The sequence below is a fragment of the Cytobacillus sp. QJM3NY_8 genome (assembly GCF_056173585.1).
Window position 1 is genome coordinate 2,096,695 of record NZ_CM149681.1, and the last position, 21,539, is coordinate 2,118,233.

At 42.0% G+C, this 21,539-nt stretch carries 28 protein-coding genes and 1 tRNA gene; 22 read left to right on the forward strand and 7 right to left on the reverse strand.

Translation table 11 applies throughout. From position 1 onward, the window contains the following. The first annotated feature begins 100 nt into the window (after nt 1–100). Nucleotides 101–1,849 (forward strand): ABC transporter transmembrane domain-containing protein, encoded by a 1,749-nt coding sequence (locus tag AC0VZ9_RS10935; protein WP_475397348.1) that lies wholly within the window; start codon nt 101–103, stop codon nt 1,847–1,849. Between the two features lie 4 nt (nt 1,850–1,853). Further along, nucleotides 1,854–3,647, forward strand: a complete 1,794-nt coding sequence (locus AC0VZ9_RS10940) for an ABC transporter ATP-binding protein (protein WP_475397349.1) — start codon at nt 1,854–1,856, stop codon at nt 3,645–3,647. Between the two features lie 39 nt (nt 3,648–3,686). Here the strand turns inward: AC0VZ9_RS10940 and AC0VZ9_RS10945 are convergent, their stop codons facing one another. Next, nucleotides 3,687–4,448 (reverse strand): MBL fold metallo-hydrolase, encoded by a 762-nt coding sequence (locus AC0VZ9_RS10945; protein ID WP_475397350.1) that lies wholly within the window; start codon nt 4,446–4,448, stop codon nt 3,687–3,689. Nucleotides 4,449–4,566: 118 nt separating this feature from the next. Between AC0VZ9_RS10945 and AC0VZ9_RS10950 the strand changes: the two genes are divergently transcribed. Then, nucleotides 4,567–4,974, forward strand: a complete 408-nt coding sequence (locus AC0VZ9_RS10950) for an Lrp/AsnC family transcriptional regulator (RefSeq protein WP_475397351.1) — start codon at nt 4,567–4,569, stop codon at nt 4,972–4,974. Nucleotides 4,975–5,116: 142 nt separating this feature from the next. Further along, complete coding sequence (locus tag AC0VZ9_RS10955; RefSeq protein WP_475397352.1) at nt 5,117–5,884, forward strand: GntR family transcriptional regulator; 768 nt, start codon at nt 5,117–5,119, stop codon at nt 5,882–5,884. Between the two features lie 23 nt (nt 5,885–5,907). Here AC0VZ9_RS10955 and AC0VZ9_RS10960 read toward each other — a convergent pair whose 3' ends face one another. Then, nucleotides 5,908–7,566, reverse strand: a complete 1,659-nt coding sequence (locus AC0VZ9_RS10960; RefSeq protein WP_192908508.1) for an SLC13 family permease — start codon at nt 7,564–7,566, stop codon at nt 5,908–5,910. A gap of 239 nt (nt 7,567–7,805) precedes the next feature. Here AC0VZ9_RS10960 and AC0VZ9_RS10965 point away from each other — a divergent pair, with 239 nt between their 5' ends. Next, complete coding sequence (locus AC0VZ9_RS10965) at nt 7,806–8,903, forward strand: tartrate dehydrogenase (protein ID WP_192908509.1); 1,098 nt, start codon at nt 7,806–7,808, stop codon at nt 8,901–8,903. 269 nt (nt 8,904–9,172) lie between these two features. Here AC0VZ9_RS10965 and AC0VZ9_RS10970 read toward each other — a convergent pair whose 3' ends face one another. Then, nucleotides 9,173–9,343 carry an aspartyl-phosphate phosphatase Spo0E family protein gene (locus AC0VZ9_RS10970; RefSeq protein WP_009330553.1) on the reverse strand — a complete coding sequence of 57 codons (171 nt, stop codon included), beginning with the start codon at nt 9,341–9,343 and terminating at the stop codon, nt 9,173–9,175. 346 nt (nt 9,344–9,689) lie between these two features. Between AC0VZ9_RS10970 and AC0VZ9_RS10975 the strand changes: the two genes are divergently transcribed. The 3 genes from AC0VZ9_RS10975 (at nt 9,690) to AC0VZ9_RS10985 (ending at nt 11,677) form a co-directional block, all read left to right on the forward strand. After that, complete coding sequence (locus AC0VZ9_RS10975) at nt 9,690–10,397, forward strand: cytochrome c biogenesis CcdA family protein (RefSeq protein ID WP_009330552.1); 708 nt, start codon at nt 9,690–9,692, stop codon at nt 10,395–10,397. A gap of 279 nt (nt 10,398–10,676) precedes the next feature. Next, nucleotides 10,677–11,036, forward strand: a complete 360-nt coding sequence (locus AC0VZ9_RS10980; RefSeq protein ID WP_019381896.1) for a response regulator — start codon at nt 10,677–10,679, stop codon at nt 11,034–11,036. A gap of 152 nt (nt 11,037–11,188) precedes the next feature. Then, on the forward strand, nt 11,189–11,677 hold the full coding sequence (locus AC0VZ9_RS10985) for a CcdC family protein (RefSeq protein ID WP_475397353.1): 489 nt from the start codon (nt 11,189–11,191) through the stop codon (nt 11,675–11,677). 50 nt (nt 11,678–11,727) lie between these two features. Here the strand turns inward: AC0VZ9_RS10985 and AC0VZ9_RS10990 are convergent, their stop codons facing one another. Then, nucleotides 11,728–12,222 (reverse strand): DinB family protein, encoded by a 495-nt coding sequence (locus AC0VZ9_RS10990; RefSeq protein WP_192908510.1) that lies wholly within the window; start codon nt 12,220–12,222, stop codon nt 11,728–11,730. Between the two features lie 293 nt (nt 12,223–12,515). After that, the gene (locus tag AC0VZ9_RS10995; protein WP_019381898.1) at nt 12,516–12,941 is read right to left on the reverse strand and encodes a DUF2621 domain-containing protein; all 426 of its coding nucleotides are present in this window, start codon (nt 12,939–12,941) and stop codon (nt 12,516–12,518) included. 123 nt (nt 12,942–13,064) lie between these two features. Here AC0VZ9_RS10995 and AC0VZ9_RS11000 point away from each other — a divergent pair. The 5 genes from AC0VZ9_RS11000 to AC0VZ9_RS11020 all read left to right on the forward strand — a co-directional run bounded on the left by AC0VZ9_RS11000 (nt 13,065) and on the right by AC0VZ9_RS11020 (nt 15,883). Then, nucleotides 13,065–13,161 (forward strand) — tRNA-Sec (locus AC0VZ9_RS11000). 166 nt (nt 13,162–13,327) lie between these two features. Further along, on the forward strand, nt 13,328–14,281 hold the full coding sequence (locus AC0VZ9_RS11005) for a tyrosine-type recombinase/integrase (protein WP_475397354.1): 954 nt from the start codon (nt 13,328–13,330) through the stop codon (nt 14,279–14,281). Nucleotides 14,282–14,448: 167 nt separating this feature from the next. Beyond that, the gene (locus AC0VZ9_RS11010) at nt 14,449–15,213 is read left to right on the forward strand and encodes a helix-turn-helix domain-containing protein (RefSeq protein WP_475397355.1); all 765 of its coding nucleotides are present in this window, start codon (nt 14,449–14,451) and stop codon (nt 15,211–15,213) included. 88 nt (nt 15,214–15,301) lie between these two features. After that, nucleotides 15,302–15,511 carry a helix-turn-helix domain-containing protein gene (locus tag AC0VZ9_RS11015; protein WP_475397356.1) on the forward strand — a complete coding sequence of 70 codons (210 nt, stop codon included), beginning with the start codon at nt 15,302–15,304 and terminating at the stop codon, nt 15,509–15,511. 189 nt (nt 15,512–15,700) lie between these two features. Continuing rightward, nucleotides 15,701–15,883 carry a helix-turn-helix domain-containing protein gene (locus tag AC0VZ9_RS11020; RefSeq protein ID WP_475397357.1) on the forward strand — a complete coding sequence of 61 codons (183 nt, stop codon included), beginning with the start codon at nt 15,701–15,703 and terminating at the stop codon, nt 15,881–15,883. A gap of 126 nt (nt 15,884–16,009) precedes the next feature. On the opposite strand, the gene AC0VZ9_RS11025 is transcribed toward AC0VZ9_RS11020, so the two are convergent. Further along, a complete protein-coding gene (locus tag AC0VZ9_RS11025; RefSeq protein ID WP_475397358.1) occupies nt 16,010–16,417 on the reverse strand; it encodes an endonuclease domain-containing protein in 408 nt (135 codons plus the stop codon). Between the two features lie 63 nt (nt 16,418–16,480). Here AC0VZ9_RS11025 and AC0VZ9_RS11030 point away from each other — a divergent pair, with 63 nt between their 5' ends. From AC0VZ9_RS11030 to AC0VZ9_RS11050, 5 genes are all read left to right on the forward strand, one after another. After that, nucleotides 16,481–16,696, forward strand: a complete 216-nt coding sequence (locus tag AC0VZ9_RS11030) for a helix-turn-helix transcriptional regulator (protein ID WP_475397359.1) — start codon at nt 16,481–16,483, stop codon at nt 16,694–16,696. A gap of 235 nt (nt 16,697–16,931) precedes the next feature. Then, nucleotides 16,932–18,245 carry an FtsK/SpoIIIE domain-containing protein gene (locus AC0VZ9_RS11035; RefSeq protein WP_475397360.1) on the forward strand — a complete coding sequence of 438 codons (1,314 nt, stop codon included), beginning with the start codon at nt 16,932–16,934 and terminating at the stop codon, nt 18,243–18,245. Next, on the forward strand, nt 18,232–18,798 hold the full coding sequence (locus AC0VZ9_RS11040; protein ID WP_475397361.1) for a replication-relaxation family protein: 567 nt from the start codon (nt 18,232–18,234) through the stop codon (nt 18,796–18,798). Before AC0VZ9_RS11035 ends, AC0VZ9_RS11040 begins: the two co-directional genes overlap by 14 nt. Nucleotides 18,799–18,802: 4 nt before the next feature. Further along, a complete protein-coding gene (locus tag AC0VZ9_RS11045) occupies nt 18,803–19,231 on the forward strand; it encodes a hypothetical protein (RefSeq protein ID WP_386852463.1) in 429 nt (142 codons plus the stop codon). Next, nucleotides 19,232–19,849 carry a M23 family metallopeptidase gene (locus AC0VZ9_RS11050; protein WP_475397362.1) on the forward strand — a complete coding sequence of 206 codons (618 nt, stop codon included), beginning with the start codon at nt 19,232–19,234 and terminating at the stop codon, nt 19,847–19,849. A 12-nt stretch (nt 19,850–19,861) separates the two neighbouring features. On the opposite strand, the gene AC0VZ9_RS11055 is transcribed toward AC0VZ9_RS11050, so the two are convergent. Beyond that, nucleotides 19,862–20,140: a helix-turn-helix domain-containing protein gene (locus AC0VZ9_RS11055; protein WP_427036618.1), complete on the reverse strand. Its 279-nt coding sequence runs from the start codon at nt 20,138–20,140 to the stop codon at nt 19,862–19,864. Between the two features lie 258 nt (nt 20,141–20,398). Here AC0VZ9_RS11055 and AC0VZ9_RS11060 point away from each other — a divergent pair, with 258 nt between their 5' ends. From AC0VZ9_RS11060 to AC0VZ9_RS11075, 4 genes are all read left to right on the forward strand, one after another. Next, on the forward strand, nt 20,399–20,608 hold the full coding sequence (locus AC0VZ9_RS11060; protein WP_475397363.1) for a hypothetical protein: 210 nt from the start codon (nt 20,399–20,401) through the stop codon (nt 20,606–20,608). A gap of 13 nt (nt 20,609–20,621) precedes the next feature. Further along, complete coding sequence (locus tag AC0VZ9_RS11065) at nt 20,622–20,927, forward strand: hypothetical protein (protein WP_475397364.1); 306 nt, start codon at nt 20,622–20,624, stop codon at nt 20,925–20,927. Nucleotides 20,928–20,991: 64 nt separating this feature from the next. Next, on the forward strand, nt 20,992–21,255 hold the full coding sequence (locus AC0VZ9_RS11070; protein ID WP_475397365.1) for a hypothetical protein: 264 nt from the start codon (nt 20,992–20,994) through the stop codon (nt 21,253–21,255). After that, on the forward strand, nt 21,252–21,512 hold the full coding sequence (locus AC0VZ9_RS11075; protein WP_475397366.1) for a hypothetical protein: 261 nt from the start codon (nt 21,252–21,254) through the stop codon (nt 21,510–21,512). Before AC0VZ9_RS11070 ends, AC0VZ9_RS11075 begins: the two co-directional genes overlap by 4 nt. Nucleotides 21,513–21,539 lie beyond the last annotated feature (27 nt).

Below are 21,539 nucleotides of genomic sequence, written 5' to 3' on the forward strand. Positions count from 1 at the left end.
CAAAGGGGTGCTTTTTTCTTGCGAGAAAAAATCTTCCTTATTTTCTTAATATTTGATAAACTATTTAAGCTATTATGTTTCGAATTTCGGAGGATGGGGTATGAAGGTTTTTTTTGATTTGATGTGGTTTTTTAAGCAGGAGAAAAAGGCTTATGTAAACGGGATTATTCTGCTGTTATTTGTGGCAATGCTTCAGCTGGTTCCGCCAAAGGTGGTCGGCATTGTGGTCGACTCGATTAAAAATGGCGAGCTGACTGCAAAAGCCTTATTAATGTGGATAGGAATACTTGCTGTTACAGCCCTCATGATGTATGTGCTCCGCTATTATTGGCGCATCATGATTTTTGGATCAGCGGTTAAGCTGTCCAAACTCCTGCGCAACAGGCTTTATCAGCATTTTACGAATATGTCACAGTCCTTCTACCAGAAAAAGCGGGTGGGGGACTTGATGGCCCATGCAACAAATGATCTGCAGGCGATTCAGCAGACGGCAGGAGCGGGGGTCCTCACATTTGTCGATTCACTGGCGACAGGCGGGTTCGTTATCATCGCCATGGCGACAACAATCAGCTGGAAGCTTACACTTATCAGTCTGATTCCGATGCCGTTCATGGCACTTTTGACAAGCTGGTATGGAACACTTCTTCATAAACGGTTCCACAAAGCACAGGAGGCTTTTTCTTCACTAAATGACAAAACTCAGGAAAGTGTTTCAGGAATTAAAGTGATTAAGACATTCGGCCAGGAAAAAGAAGATATTGAAGATTTCCGCAGGCAGTCTGAAGATGTAGTGCAAAAAAACATTTCTGTTGCACGTGTTGATTCTTTGTTTGATCCGACGATCAGCATTATTGTAGGGATCTCTTTCTTCCTATCTATTGCATTTGGATCAAGATATGTGATTGCAGGAGAGCTGACAATCGGGCAGCTGGTTTCATTTACTACCTATCTAGGTCTCCTGATTTGGCCCATGCTCGCATTTGGCTGGCTGTTCAACATTGTTGAGAGAGGCCGCGCCTCCTATGATCGAGTCTCTGTGCTTCTAGCAGAAGAAATCGATATTAAGGATGATGAGACTGGCATCAATGAAGTTCCTAGCGGAGATATTGAGTACAGGATTGAGGAGTTCGCCTATCCGGGTGAACAGGAAGCGCTTCTTAAGGATATTCATTTTAGGCTGGAAAGAGGAGAGACTCTCGGCATAGCAGGTAAAACGGGTGCGGGCAAAACCACACTGCTGAAGCTATTGATCCGTGAGTTTGAAGGCTATAAAGGGGAAATTCTTTTTGCCGGACATCCTATTAACCGCTATAAAATCGATAAGCTGAGGGAAGCAGTTGGCTATGTCCCGCAGGAGCACTTCCTGTTCTCGGCCACCGTTGCTGAAAATATAGCTTTCACGAGACCGGATGCAGACCTTGAAGATATTTATACGGAGGCGAAACTGGCCAATATCCATGAAGATATTCTCGAATTCACAGATGGCTATAAAACCGTTGTGGGTGAAAGAGGGGTCTCTCTTTCCGGAGGACAGAAGCAGCGTATTTCTATTGCACGAGCCCTTCTGGTGAAACCGGAGGTATTGATTTTGGATGATTCCCTTTCTGCCGTTGATGCGAAAACGGAGGAAGCGATTCTCACTTCATTGCGTGGTGAGCGGGCAGGCAAGACAACGATCATAACCGCTCACAGGCTGAGCGCCATTCAGCATGCGAATCTGATATTGGTGCTGGATGAAGGGAAAATTGTTCAGCGGGGTTCACATGATGAACTGATGGCTGAAGAAGGCTGGTATAAGAATATGTATCTGCGCCAGCAGCTGGAAGAGCTTGTGGAGCATGGGGGATAAGACGATGGAAAAGACACCGATTATGAAGGGGAAAGAGCAGCGGATGGTCCTTTTCCGGCTGCTTTCCTATACAAAACCGCATAAGAAAACAATCATACTTGCCTTCAGTCTGCTTCTGTTAACGACGATTGGAGACATACTGGGGCCGATTCTTGTCAAAATTTTTATCGACGATTATTTAACACCAAGGAACCTGGTTTTCGAGCCGTTAATTGCTCTTGGTGCAGCATATCTGGGCATTCAGATCATGAATGTGCTGGTATCCTATTTTCAGCTGCTGAAATTTCAGGAAATTGCCCTTAAAATCATTCAGCAGCTGCGTGTGGATGTCTTTTCAAAAGTTCAGTCACTGGGCTTGAAATACTTTGATAAAACGCCTGCCGGAAGCATTGTATCCAGGGTTACCAATGATACAGAGGCGATTAAAGATATGTTTGTCAGTGTCCTGGTTACCTTTATTCAGGGTGCCTTCCTTTTGACAGGGATCTTTGTGGCGATGTTTATCCTGAATGTGAAGCTGGCTCTATTCTGCCTGGTGATTCTCCCGATTCTTTTTATGATCATTCGTACGTACCGTAAATACAGTTCTGTATTTTATAAGGACTTAAGGGAAAGACTGAGCCAGCTGAATGCAAAGCTGAGTGAATCACTGCAGGGAATGTCCATCATACAAGTTTTCAGGCAGGAAAAAAGGCTGCAGAAGGAATTTGGTGATATCAATAAGCAGCATTACCAAGCAGGTATGCGCAATATCAAAATGGATGGATTGCTGTTAAGGCCGGCCATTGACCTTGTGTATGTTCTGGCACTTATTATTGTATTGAGCTTCTTTGGTATTTCTTCTTTTAACAGTCCGATCGAAATCGGTGTGCTGTATGCCTTTGTCAGTTTTCTGGACCGCTTTTTTGAGCCTGTGAATCAGATCATGATGAGGCTTTCCATGTATCAGCAGGCAATCATTGCGGCTTCAAGAGTGTTTGCGCTGCTGGACGAAAAGGAGCTTGCTCCTGCACAGGAGGATAACCTGTCTGATGGAATTAAGGAGGGAGAGATTGAGTTCAGGAACCTCAGCTTCTCCTATGACGGCAAACGGGATGTGTTGAAAAATATTTCTTTTACAGCCAAGCCGGGTGAAACCGTTGCCCTGGTTGGACATACCGGAAGCGGCAAGAGCTCAATCATTAATTTAATGATGCGATTCTATGAATTTGAGCGCGGTGATATTTTCATTGACGGAAAAAGCATTAAGTCTTATCCAGCGGAAGAATTGCGCAAGAAGATGGGGCTCGTCCTACAGGATCCTTTCCTATTTTACGGGACGATTAAAGATAACATCAGACTTCATAATGAGAAAATGACAGATGTAGAGATTAAAGCTGCAGCTCAGTTTGTTCAGGCCCATGCATTCATAGAAAAGCTTGACGACGGATATGAGCATGCGGTAGTTGAGCGCGGCTCGACTTTTTCGAGCGGGCAAAGACAGCTTATTGCCTTTGCAAGAACGATTGCTGCCAATCCGAAAATTCTTGTGCTCGATGAAGCAACAGCCAATATTGATACAGAAACAGAGGAAGCGATTCAAACCGCACTGGAAAAAATGCGGAAGGGCCGGACGACGATTGCGATTGCTCATCGATTGTCTACGATACAGGATGCAGAATTGATTCTCGTTCTTCATCAGGGGGAAATAGTAGAAAGAGGAACGCATCAGGAATTGCTTGCAAAGCGGGGCTTGTATCATAAAATGTATCTGCTGCAGAATGGGTCTGCTGAAAAAGTGGAGGATGCAGTAGGGTAATAGAAAAGACGTGTGAATGGCCACACGTCTTTTCATCTCTTAAAAGGAGTAGGATTCTCCATCTTCAGGCTCTAATAGTTGATCGGAAAAGCCGTTTTCTTTACTATAGCTTTTTAACTCTTCCTTTGATAGTGTCCAATGGTTGACTGCCTCCATATGGACAGAAATAATCCTGGCATCCGGGGCAGCTTTGGAAACTTCATAGATATCCTTCTTCCCCATAACAAGCGAGCCGCCTTCAAGAAACTGGTTATCTCCGCCATTTACAACAATGACTTCAGGGCTGTGTGTTTCAATAACTTCCTGAACAGCATCATACCAAACTGTATCTCCTGCTACATAAAGTGTTTTTTCACTGTGATGTTTGAAGACTACTCCACAAACGAGACCGGCCATTTTTAGAATTTCGCCCCTGCCATGTTCGCCCTTTGTTTTTATTAGTTGGATATCTTCAAAAACAGTATTCTCATGGAGGACTTCAATATTATTAAAACCAGCATTTTTCACTTCAGCAGCATCTACTTCATTTTGCACAAACATGTTAATGTCCTTTGGCAATGCCTGTTTGGCTGCATCATCAAAGTGGTCTAAATGCAGGTGGGTAACAATCACTGCATCCACATTATGAATAATTTCATCAATGGAGATTGGAAGCTCTGTTAAAGGATTGTTTTCATCTTGTCTTAATGAATTTGGAAAAGGCGGGTAAGTCCCTTTTTCGGCTAAAAAGGGATCAATTAAAAACTTTTTCCCTGCATAATTGACGACTAGTGTAGCGTTGCGGATTTGCTGTATATTCATATAAATGTACTCCTTTTCTTTGATTTACGTATAGTTTATACTAAGACCCATTGGTACTTACATAGATAAAATCAAGTCTTTTTGCCGTTTAACTTGAAAAGTGAAAGGAGTTGAAAAAATGCTGGATCACACGGATCAGCGTATTTTGGAGGAACTCTCCAAAAACAGCCGGATCACCATGAAGGAGCTGGGGGAGAATGTCCATTTAACTGGCCAGGCGGCCGCATCAAGAGTGGCAAAATTAGAAGATCAGGGCGTAATTGAGGGATACACAATCAAAGTGAACCAGGAGAAATTAGGGTATTCCATCCATGCTTTTATTACGGTTATTACTCAAAGTATGAATCATCAGCCGTACCTGACCTTCGTAAAAACACAGCAGGAAATCATACATAATTTTAAAATCAGCGGGGATGGCTGTTATATACTTGAATGCAAATTTCCGTCCAATGAGCGGTTAAGTCAATTTTTAACAGATTTAAATAAGCATGCAAATTATAAATTATCGATTGTTATTAATAGATAGTACAATTAGGTTTCTGTACAAAAATAGGCGCGTTCTTATTTTAACCAGAATGGATATGCAATACTGTTCCAGCAGAATGTGTTTTGATAAACTGATATTAAGTTTCTAAAAACTATAGATAAAAACTGGATAGGTGAAATAAATGAAAAGTGAAAAAAAAGCAGGAGAACAAGAAGTTTCTTTGGCCCATTCGGGGTTGGATAAAGAGATTGAGTTTCTTGTTGCTAATCTTGAAGGCATTGATAAATATAGACTGCCTCAGCGTGCCTATCATATCGCCAGGACGGCGATTCGTGAGTTAATTCTGTCTCCCGGCCAGACAATTCTTGAACGGGAATTAGCTGAAATCTTACAAATGAGCAGAACTCCAGTGAGAGAGGCTCTTGTTCGATTAGAAACAGAAGGGATGGTCCGCCTGATTCCGCGAAGAGGTTTTATAGTTGAGCCTATTGAAAAAGAAGATCTTAATGAGATTTATGAAATTGCAGAAAAAATGGATGGTTTGGCAGTTGAGAAGGCTACCCGGAAAATTGGTAACATGGAGTTTGAACAGCTTGATTTATTAATAGTGGAGCAAGAAAAAGCACTTGAGGAAAAAGATCTGAAAAAATGGGCTGTCTTGGACGACGAGTTTCATAGCATGCTCATCAAATTTGCGGGGAGTAAGCGCATGAGTGCGGTTGTCGATATTCATTCGGATCAGTTATATCGAGCACGTTTATTTTCCATTAACCATCGTCCTATACCAAATATGTCCATTGTTGAGCATAAGGCCATTATCTCTTGTATGAAAGCAAAAGATGGAGCTGCTGCCCGGATGGTTATGCAATCACATAGGAATCGGGCCCGTATGGAAATTATTGCGGCGATAGAAAAACTAAATCAAACAGGCAAAAAGCCAGTATCCTAGATACTGGCTTAGTTTTTCAGGTTTTATGGGATCAATCCATCAAAGATAGGAGGGACAAGAAAGGAAACTATAATAATTGATAGAATGATAGCACCAAGGTTTAACCATATCCCAGTTTTAGCCATTGAACTCATTTTTATATATCCAGTAGCAAATACAATGGCATTTGGCGGAGCTGCAACAGGAAACATAAAAGCAAAGGTGGCCCCCATACAAGCAGCAACCATTAGAATAATTGGGTCCGTTCCCAATGCAGCAGCTGCTGCAGCAACAATCGGATAAACCATTGTTGATGTAGCCGTATTAGATGTGAACTCAGTGAGGAGAGTAATTACACCTATGATAAGAGCCAATGTTATCCACATTGGAACATCTGTAAAATTTATAAGCTGGCTGCCAATCCACTGATCAAGTCCTGAGTTCGATATTCCAGCTGCAATGGCCAATCCTCCTCCGAAAAGCCATAAAATTCCCCATGGCAGTTTCATTACAGTATCCCAATCCAAAATATTGCCCGCTTTATTTTTTGCAGGAACCAAAAATAAAATAAATGCACCTATTAAAGCGATGATCGTATCATCAATTCCAGGTATATAGTTTTTTAATATGAAACTGCGTGTAATCCAAGCGAGAGCAGTAAGAGTAAAGACAGTTAAGACTACTTTTTCTTCAAAACTCATTTGCCCAAGGTTTTTCTGTTCTTGTCTTATGATCTCCCTTCCGCCAGAGATTTGCTTGACCTTCATTGGAAAAGCTATTTTTACGAGATATAGCCAAACCAGGGGAATTAGGATTACCACTAAGGGAACGCCAAATAACATCCAGCGTGCGAAAGAAATTTCAACACTGTACAAACTTTTGACCGTAGCGGCCAAAATGGTGTTAGCGGGTGCACCTATCAAGGTTCCAAATCCGCCTAAAGTGGCGGCGTATGCCGTTCCTAACATTAATGCTGTACCAAATGGGAACTGACCTGGTGTGGTATTAACATTTATATTATTATTTTCAAGAGAATCAGAGACTTGTTTTGTCACAGCAAGGGCCATGGGCACCATCAGCATAGTAGTTGCCGTGTTTGAGATCCACATCGATAAGAAGCCGGTGGCAACCATAAAGCCAAGAATGATCATGCTGGGATTCGTTCCTATTAATGAAATGATGCCAAGAGCAATTCTTCTATGAAGGTTCCACTTTTCCATTGTCAGAGCAATCATAAAGCTGCCGGCAAACAGAAAAATTAATGAATCACCGTAAGATGCAGATACCTCCCCAGTCTCCATGATTCCAAAAAGAGGGAATAAAATGATTGGCAATAAAGAGGTAAGCGGAATAGGGATCGCTTCTGTCACCCACCAGGTAGCTACCCATGCGACAATGGCAAGGACTTTGGCAGCTTCAATTGGCAGCTCTTCGGGAGATACAAAAAAACTAATAAGTAGGAATAGCGCTGGACCAGTGAATAGTCCAATGAGTTGAGATCTGTTATAGTTGGTTTTCTTGTTCTGTTCAGGTTCAAGATTAGCACCGTTCTGAGAAGTTATTTTCGTTTTTTCTGTGACTGCAAGCTTTTCTGCGGCTGAAGAATTTCCGCTTGTTAATAAGCTCAGTAAGCTTTTGGGCAATACCTTGACTTGATCATTCCAATGCCACATTTGACTCCAAAATGATTTTAGGTATGTCATACCTTTTCCCCCTTTTAAAATTAAGTTTGTTACCGCTTTCAAAAAACCTCCAAAAAATAATTATGGTGTACTATTGTCTGAATATTACATTAATAAATACATTAATGTCAATAAAAAAGATAAAAATAACAAAAATTCGAATAATAATTGACAATAATGTATACGTTATTTAAGATTGGTTTAAAGATTTAAATACTTCACTCCCAAATTGGGAGAATTAACGGAGGAGGATATTGATCATGACTGAAACAAAAAAATACCGAATTGCGGTCATACCTGGAGATGGCATTGGGGGAGAAGTAGTAGAGCAAGGGTTAAGAGTTCTTGAGCATCTCTCAAAACAATCAAATGGAAAGTTTTCATTTGAAAATGATTTTTTTCCATGGGGATGTGAATATTATCTAAAGACCGGAAGAATGATGGATGACGATGGTGTTGATAGGTTAAGAGACTATGATTCTATTTATTTTGGTGCAGTAGGATTTCCTGGAGTTCCTGACCATGTCAGTCTTTGGGGCCTTCGACTGGCAATCTGTCAAGGGTTTGATCAGTGGGCTAATATCCGTCCAATAGAATTTTTGCCAGGTGTACCTAGAAGGCTAAACCACCCGAATGTAGATTCATTAAATTGGATTCTGATCCGCGAAAATTCTGAAGGTGAGTATTCAGGAATTGGCGGGCGAAACTTTAGCGGGCGTGGTGCTGGAAAAGAGGTAGCGGTACAATCGGCACTATTTACCGAACATGGATGTGAACGAATTATACGCTTTGCATTTGATATGGCACGGACGCGCAAGCGGAAGAAAGTAACCAGCGTGACAAAAAGCAATGCTCAGCAATATGGCATGGTCTTATGGGATGAAGTGTTTGCCAGAGTTAGTAAAGATTATCCTGATGTTGAGACGGATCAATGGCTAGTAGATGCTATGGCAGCGAACTTTGTATTGCGCCCTGAAGAATTAGAGGTTGTTGTAGCTTCAAACCTTTTCGCTGATATCCTTTCCGATCTAGGGAGCGCACTCGCTGGGAGCTTAGGGTTAGCGGCAAGCGCGAATCTAAATCCAGAAAAGCGCACTCCTAGCATGTTTGAGTCGGTACACGGTTCCGCACCTGACATTGCAGGAAAGGGAATTGCCAATCCAATCGGGGCAATAGGAAGTGCAGCCTTAATGCTGGACCACCTTGGGTTAAAGGAAGAAGCGGAACTTGTGAATAAAGCTATTCGGGAAACTACACGCCAGGGCATTCTGACCCGTGATATCGGCGGAACATACAATACGGTTGAAATCACAGATGCTATTATTGGAAACCTTGCAAATATTAAGGCTGAAGTATAAAAAGAAAAGCTGCAGACAATTGTAATAATTGTGTGCGGCTTTTTATTTTTAACTATTTAATAAGATGGCTATCACGTTTCCTATAAAGCTGAACATAATTTTTAGAGAAAGAAAGCCATAAAAAAACTGCATTCCTCATTGTTAGAAGATGTCCAACAATGAGGAATGCAGTTCACATATGTAAGTTATTCTTCTGTTGATTGTTTATTAGTTTGAATAGCGTAGAGTGATCAAATTTAAAAGAATCCTTATTATTTTTCGGCTGTTTTCTAATGTGTCTGCACTTTTTTTATAAAGGTTCGGTTATATTCATTTAATAGGGCATCCAGTTCCTGGCTGTACCGGATTGCTGCGGCAGAGCTTAAGCCGCTTTTCATGGCCACTTGAATTAACTCTGTTCTTTTTTGTTCAATCAATGTAAGCAGTTCCTGTTTACACATGGCCAATAGTTCCTCTCTGATAATTTCTTATATGTAGGCTTTACTCTGCCAATTCGATTCCATGTCAAAAGCTGAAAGATAATAACAGAATTTGTTAAGTCCTATCCTAGTATATCGAATAATGGTAATTAATTCAAAAGAAACTTGTTTTAAACTTTATTAACATTTACATTAAAAATACATGTTTTAGGTTGAAATCTAATATAAATTAATATAATAGCAGGTGGTTTACTCAGAAATGTGTGTAATATTCGGGACACAAAATGTTCACATTCTATCCATTATCTTTTCTACATGGGATTTGTTAGAATGAAATGGGAATGAATGAGTATCAGGAGTTGTGACTATGACAGATTTGAATGTATTTATTGCATTAGGGGCAGGGTTTTTAAGCTTTGTATCGCCTTGCTGCCTGCCATTATATCCGGCGTTTTTATCGTATATTACCGGAATGTCTGTAGGGGAGATTAAAGAAGAGAATGCAATGCTGCAGAGAAGAAGCATGCTTCATACGCTATTCTTCCTGATCGGATTTTCGGCGATTTTTATCGCAATTGGGTTTGGCACGACTTTGCTTGGCCAATTCTTTCAGCAATACCAGGATTTAATCAGGCAAATTGGCGCTATCTTTGTATTCATCTTTGGATTATTGATCGTAGGTATCATTAAACCGGAATTTCTTATGAAGGAAAGGCGTTTTGAATTTAAGAACCGTCCATCTGGCCTTTTTGGCTCAGTTTTGATCGGAATGGCCTTCGCAGCAGGCTGGACTCCGTGTACGGGTCCAATATTAGGGGCGGTGTGGTCATTAGCTGTCACAAATCCTAATTCTGCCATGGTTTACATGTTTGCCTATATTCTTGGCTTTGCTATTCCATTCTTTGTTCTCTCCTTCTTTATCGGAAAAATGCAATGGATCAGGCGAAACAGCGCCAAGATCATGAAAATCGGCGGTGTTTTGATGATGATCATGGGTGTCGTCTTATTCTTTGACTGGATGACAAAAATAATCATATTCCTTTCACCGTTTTTTGGCGGATTTAGAGGTTTTTAAAAGCAGGAGCACATTCAATTAGGGAATGTGCTCCTTTTTTGCTATAAGTAAAAAGGGCTATGCAATCTGGTCGAAATTTGTCATATTCTTTCAATTGCTATTTATCTGATACTTCGATATATTGTAATATGTGTTCTTTGAGCGTGGAAGAGTGTTTTTCACAAAAGGAAATGAATTTCTTTCCCAAGATGTTTATTATTTGTTATTATGGGTATTTTTTACTATTATTATAGTATAATAGAGATATAGCTTCCAATGCACTACAAGGGGGAAACAGCGGTGGCGAGAATATTAATAGTAGATGATGCAAAGTTTATGAGGGTTACCCTTGGCAGCATTTTGAAAAAAGCAGACCACGAAATTGTGGGAGAAGGGGAAAACGGAAAAGAAGCCGTGAACCTATTCGAAAATCTGAAGCCTGATCTGGTGATGATGGATATCACAATGCCTGAAATGAGCGGACTTGAGGCTGTCAGGGAAATTAAGAGGGACAACCCTAATGCAAAAGTAATCATGTGTTCAGCCATGGGCCAGCAGAAGGTAGTGGTTGAATCCATTGAAGCCGGCGCGAAAGACTTTATCATAAAACCATTTGATGAAGGCCGTGTATTAGAAGCAGTGAATCGGGTATTAAGCTAGGAGCTGACTCAGGGTACCCTGGACATACGGATGTGTCCGGGTATCAGCTGAAGTGGCTTTTTTTAATGAACTTTTATCCTTCTGAGTACCTAAATCAAGCCTATTAAGATATAATATGGGTAGTAATCAAATGAAATAGAGGATGAAATCGAATGGACTTTGTATTAATTTCATCAATCGGTGCCGTTATTATGGCGATCTTCGTGATGTTCATCCGCATGAAGGCTGCAAAAAAGCCGGCTACCGCCAAGAAAATCATCTTGCCACCGATTTTTATGAGCACAGGTGCTCTTATGTTTGTCGTTCCTTATTTTCGCGTAACTCCAATGGAGATCTTAGAAGCAGCCACAGTTGGAATGCTGTTTTCCATCCTTTTAATTAAGACTTCTTCCTTTGAAATCAGAGACAGCGACATTTACCTGAAGCGTTCCAAAGCTTTCGCTTTTATATTGATAGGATTGCTTGTTATCCGGATTATTGGGAAAATGGTCCTTAGCTCAACGATTGATTACGGTCAGCTGAGCGGCATGTTTTGGATTCTCGCGTTTTCAATGATCTTACCGTGGAGGATAGCGATGTATATGAATTTCCGGAAGCTTCATCAGGAGCTGCATGGATCGGGGAATCCGAAAACAACTTGATAGAATGAAAGCCGCCGGGCATTGCGCTCGGCGGCTTTTTGCGTTTGCGATTAATGGACTCCATTCTTAGGGTCCCAAAGTCCATACATTTTCCGTATTTCGACGATCTGTCCGATATGATAGGCGTTGTGGATGGTTAGGTTGGAAATGACAGACGACCAGGGTTCAAATGGTTCTTTATAAGCGGATAAGAGAAGCTTTTCTTCACTGCATTCTTCCAGGGCTTTGATCCACTCAGACAATACGTTTTGAAGAGCTTTTATGGCAGACTGCCAATCCTCTTCCGTAACGGATTCATTGGTGCTGAATGTTTCGTCATTGGCGATATGGGTTTGGGCGAGCGGCAATTCTTTGAATCTTGTTAGATACCGGCCATTCCAGAAGGTAAGGTGGGCGATGATCTGCCAGACCGAATTGGCGGTACCTGACTTGAATGATGCTTCTTTTGCTGATAGTCCTTCTATGGCAGCGGATAACGGGACAAACCAATTGGGCTGGTCTAGGCAGGCGGATAGTTGTTTTAATAAGACTTCTTTTATGGTCATTGGATTTCTCCTTTTTTGGATAGAGTACTCTTCATTTCTATTCATTAGATATTCAGACTATCCTATTTAATTTCAAGAATTGAATTAAGCATGTGTGGATTTCCGTTCCAGACACTCGCTTTCCGCGGGGCTACCGGGAGCCTCCTCGACGCATTCGCGTCTGTGGGGTCTCCCTCTTGGTATGCTACTCCGCAGGAGTCGAGTGACTTCCATTCCAATCCACCCGTGCTGAAACTATGTGTGGCTTTTAAAAGCCCGTATAATAAAAAACCATTCCGATGATACGAAATGGCCTAAAATAAGTGCTCGTATGGAGTCATATTTATCTGTTTTTCCGTCAATTTCTTGCGGAGAAATTTGTGATCTCTTTTTGGAGTGGCTAAAATATAGCCGCGAATCAGGAGGTCCTGATCGATTTGTGCTGCCTTTTCCTTTAGGGCAAGTTCGCCGATTTTGCCGGCTATTTTCATTCTTGCTACATCTCTGAATAGCTCCGGCACTGGACTTACTAGATCCTCAAGCAGATCTTTTTCCTTCTGCTGCCATAGATGGCGTGTTTCATTGACGTAATGCTCTTCCCAATCCAAATCCGATTTGCCATCTTCTTTCGGCATGCGCTTTAAGAATTTACGGAACATAAAAAAGCCGCCGATCGCGAAGAAAGAAATCAAAACAACAACCCAAAACAATATAAAATACATAAACCAGCCTTCTAGCATTTCCTTCACCTACACACATATTTTCCTGTCTTTATTATAAGCCTTGTGCCGCGATACGACAAGAAAGGAAGCATTAGTCTTGAAAACAGCACCATTTGCCCTTATAATAGGAAGAGTCTTTACGGGGCTGATTGGGGTGCTGGTGCCCTCCACGGTCTTCAAAACCGCTTGTGACCACCGTGTGTGGTCAGCTGGGTTCGATTCCCAGGCGGTCCCGCCATTACGCTATTTATCCGGACTATGTATCCGGTGATTGATACGATGACCTACACGGTTTTCGCCCGGTCTAAGGAAAGACCGTACAGGACCGGAAAGGAAGACCGTATTAATAGTCGATAAAAACCGTTTGTCCTCTTACGCAGATTATTGCGGAAGGGGATTTTTTTATGCGCAAAGGAAACCTACGAAGATTTAACCGCAAGAAAACGATTGAGATACCGATGACCATAACGGAAATGTTCGAGGAATTTATGATCGTTAAAAAGGGCGAAGGCTTGACGAAAAGAACCATTAAGGAGCACTACGCCCATTTCGGCTATTTTAAGGACTACATAAACCGTGAGATTGTTGCGGAAGAGATGACAACGGAGCTCTTTGTCGGTTGGATAACGCACATGATTGAAGAATTGGACTACGCGCCTGCAACGGTTAATATCCGCGTCCGTACAATTCGGACATTTTTGCGGTATTGCTATGAGGAAAAGGCGTGGATTAGTGAGCCGATTCATAGACGCTTCAAGCCGATTAAAGCGCCAGTTGACGTTGTAGAGTCTTTAACGCCGGAAGAGTTTCGGAGGTTAATCGGAGCCATTGACGATACTACTTATAGTGGTTTTCGTACGAAGGTCATAGCGTTTACTTTGCTTGACACAATGGTTCGTGTTTGCGAACTGGTCGACATTAAGAGGCAAAATGTTGACTTTAAGACGCTGACAATTCGCTTGGAGGCTGCGGACACAAAGACCCGGCAAGGTAGATACGTGCCTATCAGCGCAAGAACAGCGAGATTATTAAGCGAGTATATGGCAGAGACGGTAGACCTTGCAAATGAATATGTATTTCTAACTCACGAAGGGCAGAGGATTAGCGAGCATACTGTCCGTGATAATCTGCGCCTTTATGGGCAGGTTGCGAAAATAACTAATAAACGTGTAAGCCCGCATACACTACGGCATACGGGCGCTCTTTTCTATATTCTTAACGGTGGTGATCCGTTTAGTTTACAGAAGATACTCGGCCATTCACACATGAATATGGTCCGGCGATATGTTCAAATGACAAACATGGACGTGCGTAACCAACATAGCGTACATTCACCGTTAAATTTCGTATTCAAATAAAAAACACAAAAAAAGAGCGCCCGACTGCTGGAACAGTCGAACACCCACACTTATAGTCTAATTACATAATATCGAAAAAAACAGGTTGATTCAAGTCTTATTTACTTATGTCTGTATAATCGAACATATGTACGAGTTCTGGCGCTCTCGAAAGGGAGAATACCGCAATGAAACGCAAGAAATCCATAGATATAGTGGCTTCGGAAGCTACTTTCGAAACGCTCGGAACCTTCGAAACACTCGAAGGGCTTAACGAAGCAGTCCGCGAATATAAGTGTAAATTTAAGGAAATGCTTTCAAATACGGAAATTAGCGTCCTTAATATCCTCCACAGATACTCAGCTAAGTATAAGGGCGTTAGTTTCCTATGCAAAAATACAATTGGCAAGCTAGTCGGCAAGTCCAGGCGCACGATTATCCGTGTCTGCCAGCGTCTTGAAGAGTTGGGCATCATTCGCCAATACGCAATGAAACGGGCCAGGGACATGCAGCAGACGTCTAATGCTATCGTTATATTGCCGGCAAGTTATGACGTCGCATCTCCGGAAGCTGAACCGTATGTCACACAAGAGCCCGTGGAAAATGTCACACCAAGAAAACCACTTCCGTCTAAAACAAATACTAATACTAAAGAACGTACGGCCAAGCCGGCATGGATTCCACAAGGATTCTTCCGGTTATTAGATTCGCATATTCATAGCGTCAAAGAGATCGAGGAATACTGGCGGTCTGTTTACGCAATTACATACCGCATGAACCTGGCGCAAGAGGAACGGGCAGCAGTCGGCATAGAGGCGTTCTTTGCGATGAAATCAAAACGCAAGAAGCTACGGAAACCTATTGCGTATTTTACTGGCGCGGTTAAACGGCTGGCTAAACAGCGATATGTTACCGGCTTATTTGCGGACGTATTCAATGTGCAAAGCGAATAAGTAACGAATACAGACGCTGAAAAAAGAATCATAGACGGAGTTTACACGCTTTTTACTTCGGATAATTTGAAACAAAGGAGGTGATTTCGTGACAAATAAAGATGAAATGACAGTAGATAACGAGAAAGTGATGCTTGACGCTAACGACATAATGAGGTTGACTGGCGTAGGGAGAGATAAGGCTTACGGTTTGTTGCATAGTAAGCAATTTCCGGTAAAAATGATCGGTAGAAGGCGCATGGTACATAGGGATATATTTAACGAATGGCTAAAAGGCAAGGAGTTTAAGGTCCGTTGATGATGGAGTAATGTATATAAAATAGTGAAATGCGTTATATCAACGACGGTTAGTTTTCCCGATACACTGTGTTGATATAACGCTGCTATGGAATGCGGCTATCTTTATACAGAGAATTATCCTTCGAATGAACATCTCTTCTCTCGAGTCAATTTAAAAAGATGTTGAATATTGCAAGGAGGTTTAAACATGTGCGAAAAAGTGATGCTTGATGTTGACGATATTATGAAACTCACTGGCATTGGGAGAAATAAGGCGTATGGGCTACTTCAAAGTAAGCAATTCCCTGTAAAAACGATTGGAAAAAAGAGGATGGTTCATAAGGATATTTTCAATGATTGGCTAAAAGGTAAGGAGTATAAGGTTCGTTGAGCCTTATTTCTTCTTCTTTTTAAATTCTTTTGCTATCCTTATCAACGCTGGCTTTACTGCCTCATAAAATTTTCGCATTGCTTCCTCAGATGGTCCTTTGCTCATATCTAATCCCCCTTTCGCCTCCTAATTATTAGCCTCTCTTTTAATTCTATATAAAACCTTTGATAATTCCCGGTTAATTTGTCTACCACTAAATCGTAAAACGCGCCATCCGTTTTTTCTTAAAAAAGCGTTTTTCCGTCTATCGTGTGCTTTTTGTGTAGGAGAGCTATGATATGCTTTACCGTCACACTCTATGGCTAATTTGAGCGACGGTATGGCTAAGTCAATCGAATATCTTCCGCAAGGTACTTGCGTTCTTACCACGTAGCCCTGAGATACTAATGCATCATACAAAATTCGTTCGATAGGGCTCTGGCATCTAATTCTTTCAGCTGCAACAGGAGTTAATATAGGATCACCGGGTTTGTGGAATAAATATGCTAAAAAACCAGCGATCAAAATGCCTATAAAAACGATATACTCAACCATAAATTACACCTCCCTAAAAGGAATTATCGCCAAAATGGAGAAATATTAGGCGAGGTGATAGAGATGGCTGTCAAAAATACTTTGAAGGAGCTACGTCATGATCATCGTATGAATCAGACGGAGTTTGCTGAGTTTCTTCAGATCAGCGTTCATCAATATAATCGCTATGAAAAAGGAGTTAGGCAACCAACGCTTGAGATTGCGCTTCAAATAAGCGAAAAGATTAAGCGGCCAGTTAACGACATATTTTATCTTACGGACGACCAGGAGCCGGAATAGGTCGTCTTTTTTATGCTCGTATTTTGCCAAATGGGTAAAAATTTTATCGGTACAGGCAATTTTTGTTTCGTCTTTCCATACCATTTACTATACGCAAGAGCAGACGTTAACAAAATGGAAGCACGAACGAATGAATACTCGGAATATATCAGTGCCATCAACAATCATTCTGTACGTCCGCGAATGCGTTAGTCTTGCAACTATCACTAGGTGATATAGAAGGGGGCGTGGTGATTTGCTATTCGAGGTAGTTACAACGGCCAGCATGCTCGGTGTTTGGGGCGCAAGTCATTATTATCGGACGAATTCCAGCAACGATAGCGATAAGATTTTAAAGATTGCGGAGAATTGCGGCTTGTACAAAAAAGATGAGAAGTTGCGTTTGTATCGCAGGAATCGTAGTCAGGACAGCAAGTACACGGAGTATGTCTATAAAATTCCGTTAGGGTTAGAGCTTGAAGACTTTACCGACAAATACGGCAAGTTTAGGGACGGTCTTAATAATCGCAGTGTGCATCGGATCGACTTGCGGGAGTTTAAGCGGTTAAAGCTGGACCGAAAGCTGCTGAAGGAAATACAGCGGATTATAAATAACCGCGTCCAGTTAAATAAGGAACTCGAAATGGAATATGACGGTATGTTGAAAATCCGTGTTTATGACGAAGGCTTGCAAGAGAAATACGACTTAACGCAGGAAATTATGAGGAAGTGTAAGCCGTGGCATGTTGCGCTAGGTAAGACGCTTAACGGCCAAGTCGATCATGATTTCGAAAGTGGTCCGCATCTGCTAATCGGTGGAGCTACCGACATGGGAAAAAGCAATATATTGAACGTTATCATCAACACGTTGCTGCACAATCATGCGGATGAGGTGAAATTTACGCTGATCGATTTAAAAGGCGGGCTGGAATTCGGAGTTTATGAAAATATCAAGCAGGTAAGGAATTTTGCTGCGGATGTATTTGACGCAAAAACTGCACTTGAAAACGTTCAGACGGAAATGAGTAAGACGTTCGATATGTTGCGCCGAACTGGAAAGAAAAATGTTAAGCAGGCCGGCATTAAGGAACGACATTTTGTAGTAATCGATGAAAGTGCGGAGTTGGCAAGTGAAGGGGAAGTCGATAAGGAAATTAAAAAGCTGAAAATTGAATGTGAAAACCTCATAAAAGATATTGCAAGGCGTGGTCGAGCGAGCGGTATTCGGTTACTGTACTGCACGCAATATCCAACGGCTGAAACCGTCAGCAGCCAGGTTAAACGGAATCTAATTACTCGCATATGCTTGCCGGTCGATACCTCAACGGCTAGTGGTGTCGTATTAGACGAAGGTGGTGCGGAAAAGTTGCCGTTAATCCAGGGCCGGTCAATTTACAAGCGGAATAGAACGAAAGTTATGCAGTCTTATTTCATTGATGAAGATTTAATTAGTCAAACTGTAACGCCTCACATCAACTTCAGAGCGAGGAGTGAGAAATCCAATGCATCACAGAGAGGTAAAAAAGAGGAATCGGCAAGAAGCTATACTACTGTCATTGAAGAAGCTTGATTACCTTACGAGAAGTCAAATCCAATCGATTCATAAATTGAAAAGCGATCGTAATGCGCAGCGTGTTTTAAAGCAGATGGAAGATTATTTAAACGTCATTAAAGCCGGTGAAAACATCTATTATCTCAACGCGGCCGGCAGAGCGTTAGTTAATTGCGATAAGGTACGCAAGAGTACCGGCAATATCCAGCATTACATTATGCGGAATCACCTCTATATCGCTTATGGTTGCCCGGATTCATGGCGGAATGAAATGCGGATAAGGAGCGAAGGAGCAACAAAGAAAGAGAATGTGACCTGCGTTGCTGATGCGTTATTCAAGCGGGGCGATGTTTATACGATTGTTGAAGTCGATAACACACAGACCATGAAGAAAAATCAAACTAAAATCGAAAAGTACCGGGTATTAAAGCAGCGCGGTTCATTCGGCATGATAGCGCCGGACTTTATTTGGATAACAGTTAGCGAGCACAGGAAAAGCGAATTAGAAAGGCTGAGCAAAGGGTTGAACACCAAGGTATTTACACTAAAAGATTTCCGCATAGGAGGCTAACAGCATGTTTAAACGCAAAGAAGAGGTCTATTCCATTAAAGAGTTTATGGCGCGTAAGAATCAACCGGAGGAATTGACGCAAAAGGAACTGAAGGCTTTTCGTGAAACTGGCATTTTGATTCCGTTGGCTATTGCACCGTTATTCAAAGTTAAAAGCGCTCTTGCTGCCGAAGCTGTACCGGTTAATGCTGCTGCAGTTACAGGCGCCATGTACGATAAAATGTTGCATGCTTTTGATCCGTTAATTACCTTAGTCCAGGCGCTTGCCTATCCGGTAGCTATGGTCGTGGTGTTAGGCGGAGCACTCTTTATCATGATTGGCAACCGTGAAAAAGGATTCTCGATGATGTCGGGCGCCGGGTTGGGCTACGTTTTAGTGCAAATGACTCCACTAGTTCTTAATATCTTGGTTGAAGCGATGAAGGTGATTTAAATGATCGTCCGGATAACGAGTAAATTCGGCGCAGTCGATGCGGTCCATAAAACGCCACATACTGGAATCGATCTGGCGGTGCCGGAAGGGACTCCGTTACGTGCTATCGGTGAAGGAGTTATCGACCGTGTATTTGATGGAAGTTCTGCGATAGGTAAAGGCCTATCAATCCGATTTGAAGACGGAACACGGGCGATATACGGCCATATGAGCGATGTCAGTGTGAAGGTAGGTGAGTATGTTAACAACGGAAATATAATCGGACTTAGCGGAAATACAGGCGCCTCAACAGGTCCGCATTTACACTTCGGAATGAAGGATGCTGCGGGCTCCTGGCTCGATCCATCGCCGGTTGTTGACCGGATGCTTGCGAATGGATTTATCGGTAATGGAGTCGGAGAGATTCCGAAATTTAGCGTGTGGGAGTGGTTGGGTGAAAAGGCTGCGGAAGTCACTGTCGGTGGTATTGTTGATATTGCTTCGGATTTGGCTTTGGCGTTCCCTTTCATCGCCGTTGCTAGCGCTGGTGTGTATTGTCTTATTGCAATGCTTAGTAAGGGGGCTGCTAAATGGGGCGTATTAGCGACAATTTTATATGGTATTTGCGTACTAAAATAAAAAGAAGCGCTCTTATTGGGCGCTCTTTTGCGTTGGTTCGTATTTAAATACGTCTTCGACCGTATGCCTTCTTACATGGCCCTTCTCGAAAGAAATGCGATTCAATGCGTCTATAATCGCCTTTAACGTTTCGAAATTCACTTGTTTCGCGTTCCCATTAACAAGATCATGTATTGTTGCCGGACGAACTTTCGCCTCTACTGCTAAAGCATTCTTTGTAATGTCTAGATTTTCAAGCGTTTTAGCTAATAAAGAAACGAAGTTATTATCGTTCATTGTTTTACCTGCCACCCGTTATCACCTCAAATTCATTATACTTTAAAAAACTTTTTAAGTAAACCTCTTGACGTATGACTCGTTAAGTTATATTATAAAACTCAGAAAGTGTTACTCAGTGAGTAAGGAGGGGTGGTTAATGGGTGCTGCATTTGCAATGTTTTATATGATACTTTCCGGATTAACAATCATGTCTATTTATTTTATTTTCCCGGCTAGAACGCAAGAAGAGATTAAGCAATTTATCAATAATCTTTGAAGGAGCCAAAAATAGTGGATCATGCACTGAATAGTTTAAGGCCATATCTCGAAGTTGAAGTAGATGTTGTTCCTGAAGAGTGGGCTTCGGGAGACTTTCGGAAATTGTCGGATTGCCCATCATACGAATCCGCAAAGGCGTTGGTTGATGCGATGCATAGACTCGAAAAATATTACTACGGCAAGCACATGACGTTAAGTGTCAGAGATGCTGTACGTTGGTAAGGAGGCGAAAGTAATGATTCGATTCATCTCTGCAATCTTCACGGCTGAAGATGACCCTGGATTTGGCGAAGTTAAGTCGGAGGTTATTTTACTGGCGGCTGATCTTGTACTCGAGCGATTTGAAAATGAAGCGAATATTTTCCTTCTTGATGAACCGGTAGCAGAATCGCAAGACACAGTACGAATTGATCGGACAACTTGTGCGAGGTTTCAAGCGGACTTTCTTGCTGAAGACAACAAGCGTTTAACGGAGTTAGGGTTTAATTGGCTTATTGGCGCCTCATTAATCGAAGTCCTGCGGGAGTTTGCAAAAAAGTAAAAAGCCCAGCGGTCTGCACACCGGCTGAGCTCAATCAAAAATGTATATAGGGAGAGTGTACCACATGCGTAAGGTAATAGTCGAGTTTAAAGATGATAGATATAGTCCGATTCCTAGCGAAGAAATGACGGAAATCGGCGTTTTATACGATAACGGTCAGGTTCTTGTTGCTGACGATTTAGGTAGCGTTTCAATTCATAATTGCGCGATTCATCCAGAAAAGTCGGATTGGGTTATCGTTGACCGCATTAATGACGACAAAGATTACAGCGATGAAGACCCGGAATATATCGTTAATCTAATAATGTCCGGAGGTGCTATGCAATGAAGAAAGTGACTGTGCAGTATAGATTCGAAAATGTAATCAATCAACGTGATAACGAGCCGGGTGTGCTATTCGGCGATAAAGTCCTAGTTACAGAGGAAGGTTTCAGTCTTTACCAGGCGGTAAAAACGGACAATCCTGACGTGGTAGTGGTCGACCTAGACGTAAACGCCACAGATTACCTTGCGTCAAACCCAGCGCTTTTAGTTGATTTAATTGTATCTGATCCTGGCTGCGGGGGAGACTTCGTCCAAGCTTAATATTAACGGTCTACGGCAATAGGCCAC